Source organism: Rhizorhabdus sp. (genome assembly GCF_018006725.1).
GTDB lineage: Bacteria > Pseudomonadota > Alphaproteobacteria > Sphingomonadales > Sphingomonadaceae > Rhizorhabdus.
Genome location: NZ_JAGMXV010000400.1, coordinates 1 through 3,288, shown reverse-complemented (window position 1 = coordinate 3,288; position 3,288 = coordinate 1). Strand labels below are relative to the sequence as shown.

At 63.5% G+C, this 3,288-nt stretch carries 4 protein-coding genes; all 4 read right to left on the bottom strand.

All coding sequences use genetic code 11. From position 1 onward, the window contains the following. A partial coding sequence (locus KAY22_RS26795) for an ATP-binding cassette domain-containing protein (protein WP_296626108.1) occupies positions 1–334 on the bottom strand: 334 nt, incomplete at its 3' end. Beyond that, the gene (locus KAY22_RS26790; protein ID WP_017503206.1) at positions 331–1,308 is read right to left on the bottom strand and encodes an HlyD family efflux transporter periplasmic adaptor subunit; all 978 of its coding nucleotides are present in this window, start codon (positions 1,306–1,308) and stop codon (positions 331–333) included. The genes KAY22_RS26795 and KAY22_RS26790, both read right to left, overlap by 4 nt. Before the next feature lie 19 nt (positions 1,309–1,327). Next, the gene (locus KAY22_RS26785; RefSeq protein WP_159365918.1) at positions 1,328–2,563 is read right to left on the bottom strand and encodes a phospholipase A; all 1,236 of its coding nucleotides are present in this window, start codon (positions 2,561–2,563) and stop codon (positions 1,328–1,330) included. After that, a partial coding sequence (gene fabI / locus KAY22_RS26780; protein ID WP_296626107.1) for an enoyl-ACP reductase FabI occupies positions 2,560–3,288 on the bottom strand: 729 nt, incomplete at its 5' end. The genes KAY22_RS26785 and fabI, both read right to left, overlap by 4 nt.

Here is a 3,288-nt window from a genome sequence, read left to right as displayed (position 1 = left end):
CGTCGATATTCTCGCGGACGGAAAGCGTCGGGTAGAGATTGCGACCAAGCCCCTGGGGCATATAGGCGACGCGGGAAAGGAACTCCTCCCGCTTGCGACGCTCGGTGCGATCGAAGCCGAGAACCGAAAGACGTCCCGTTTGCAGCTTTTTCACGCCGGATATGAGGCCGAGCAGCGTCGACTTGCCTACGCCATCGGGCCCGACCAGCGCGGTGGTCTTCCCCTTGGGCAGGGAGAGCGAAACCTCGTTCAGGGCGATGATACCGCCATATCGATGCGAAAGGCTTTCGATCCGTATCGCCTCTTCGGGGAGGATCTGAGCGGGCGGGATCATTTGTCGATCTTGGTGAGGTCGGGCCAGGGCTGGCGCGTATCGGTGCGCACGAACCCGTCCGCCGTCATGCCGGCTTTCAGCCTTCCGTCCAGGCCACGGGCGAGATCAGGCGCGATCTGCAGCTTCACCCGGTAGGACAGGTTCTCGCGTTCGCTGGCCGTCTCGACGAATTTTGGCGTGAACTGCGCATCGGGCGCCACGAAGCTGACGCGCGCGGGAATGGCGTCGCCAAAACCCTGCGGAAGAATGCGTGCCTCGTCGCCGATCCTGATCTTGCCGGCGACCGAAGCGGGCAGGAAGATGGTGAGCCAGGCATCCTCGGCATTGACCAGCGACACGATCTTGCCGCCCGGTGGCAACATGGTTCCAGGCTCGACGATCCGATATTCGACGCGCCCGGGCGTCGGTGCGATGATCCGCAGGTCGGCAAGGCCGGCTCTGGTTTGCGCGATCAGGGCGTCGGCCTGGGCAATGGCCGAGCGTGCCTCGCCGACACCGCCGCCCGCCGCCTGGGCGCCACCTTGCGCAGCAACCAAGGCCAGGCGACGCTGCTCCAGCTCGACGTTCGAGACCATGTCACGCTCCCGCAGCTTGCCGGTCTCGACCCAGTCGATGCGGGCGAGCTGAGCCTGACTGTCCCGCGCGGCGAGCTCCCCTTGCGCGCGCATGAGGGCGGATACTGCCTGTTCGCGCTTGGCAAGCGCTCCGGCGAGTTGGGTTTTGAGGTCTACATCATCCTGCCGGGCGATGACCTGACCCGCCCCGACGAGATCACCTTCATGGACGTCAAGCGACATCAGGCGGCCAGGATATTTGGCGGCAATATCGGTGCGCGTCATCTCGAGACGGCCGTTGCCGCGCACGATGGTATCGGGGAGCTTGTCGGTGCGTCCAAACATCCACCACAGCCCGAAAGCCAGGGCGATGAGGACGACGGCCAGAATGGGAATGACGATAGGGCCCCGCAGCTTCACGCTATACCTCCTTGAGCGTTCATCGCACGAGCGCCACGCCGATCCGCAGGCGCGTCACGTGCTTGTTATAGTCGAGCAGATTTTCGCCATAGCCGGTGAAGCCCTGGCCGAAGAGATAGAAGTCCGGGCCTCCGCCCAGGATACGCCGGAACGGGTAGGAGAGCTCGGCGGTCAGAGCTCCCTTGCCGCTACCCAGGTTGAGACGGGTAGAAGCCGAGACGCGCAGCCCATCATCCTCGCTGGCCTCAATGAAAAGCCCGCTATTGCCGCGATATCGGCGAATGTCAGGATTGTCCGAAAGGTTTCCGAGATAGAGCCACAGCCGCGGCGCGATCGTCAGCCTTCGGTCCTCGCCGAGCGAGAAGCCGGCCATCGGGGCCAGATAGAGCATGTTGAGGCTGCGCGAGGCTGCGCCATCGCGTCCATTGGACTCATGGCGAAGGCCGATCTGGCCGCTGATCGTTGCCTTATCTGACACGGGCAGGGCAGGCGAGAGATAGAAGAGCTCGGGTTGATAATCGATATTGCGGAAGGGCGAGGATTTCGCCGCCACGTCCCAGAACATGCGCTGGGTATAGGCGAAATAGAGGCCGTCGATCAGCGAGGGAAAGCGGTCCATCCGCGCTCGATTTCCGAACAGCTGATATTTGAAACTGATCTGGATGCGTGCGTCGGTGTTGGTGCCGGGGCCATAGACCGCATAGATCGGTTCGTAGACCGAGAGATTGGGGATGAAAGCATTGCCCCGGGTTCGGTCTGTCGGCGATGGTGTGACGGAGTCTGGCGATATCTGCGGAGAGGTCGGAGGCGTGAGCGAGGGCGCGGCAGTCAGGGCGACCGGGGCAGAGCGGTCGGCCTCAGGATCGACGCCGATCGTCAGGAGGATTTGCTGCGTTGACCAGGAGGGAATGGACAAGGCCGCGCCGTCCATGACGTCCTGAAAGTCGATCCGGTAGCGCGCCGCCGCAAAGCCATTGGCCCGGATCGTCAGAACCGCAGCCTGTTTTTCGCCTCGTTGCAGCCAGACCTTTCGATACGTGCCGTTGCTGACCAGATCGGCCGCAACCTCGTCGGGAAGGCGAACCTCCTGCGCGGCCGCCCCGGCATTGAGAACGCGCACATCGACAAGGATATGTCCGCTCTGATCGCGGTTGCCTGCGCGCTGGACGACATACTCCAGAGCAGCTTGCGCGTGCGCCTGCGACGCCAGTACGGCGCTGGCTGCGAGGGCAAGAGGGGCAGCCCGAACGATCACGCGAAAAGATGCTGCCCGTTATCGACCGGAATGATCGTGCCGGTGATCCGCTTCGCGGCATCGCTGACGAGGAAGGCGGCCAGCGCGCCGACGTCGCTTACGTCAACCAATTTTCCTGCGGGAACCTGCGCGGCAGCCCGATCGAGCAACTCGTCGAACCGGTCGATTCCGCTTGCGGCGCGGGTGGCAATCGGCCCTGGTGAAATAGCGTGTGCCCGAATGGCTTTGGCGCCCAGTTCCGCGGCGACATAGCGCGTTGCGCTTTCCAGGGCCGCCTTGACGGGACCCATCAGGTTATAGTGTTCGACCACCCGCTCCGAACCATAGAAGGTCACGCAAAGCAGGCATCCGCCCGTTGCCATCAGCGGTTCGGCGAGCTTCGCCATGCGAAGGAAACTGTGGCAGGACACGTCCATCGCCGTCGAGAAGCCTTGCGCACTGCTGTCGACCACCCGACCGTGGAGATCCTCCTTCGGCGCGAAGGCGATCGAGTGCAGCAGGAAATCGAGGCCACCCCAGCGTTCTTGCACCTGGCCGAAAAGCGCCTCGAGTTCGCCGGGGATGCGTACATCGCACGGCGCAGTCCATTCGACGCCGAGCTGGTCGACGACAGGCTGGACCCAGTCCTTTGCCTTTTCGTTGAGATAGGTGGCGGCAAGCCGGGCGCCGCACCGGGCAAATGCCTCCGCGCATCCTGTCGCGATGCTATGTTCGTATGCGATCCC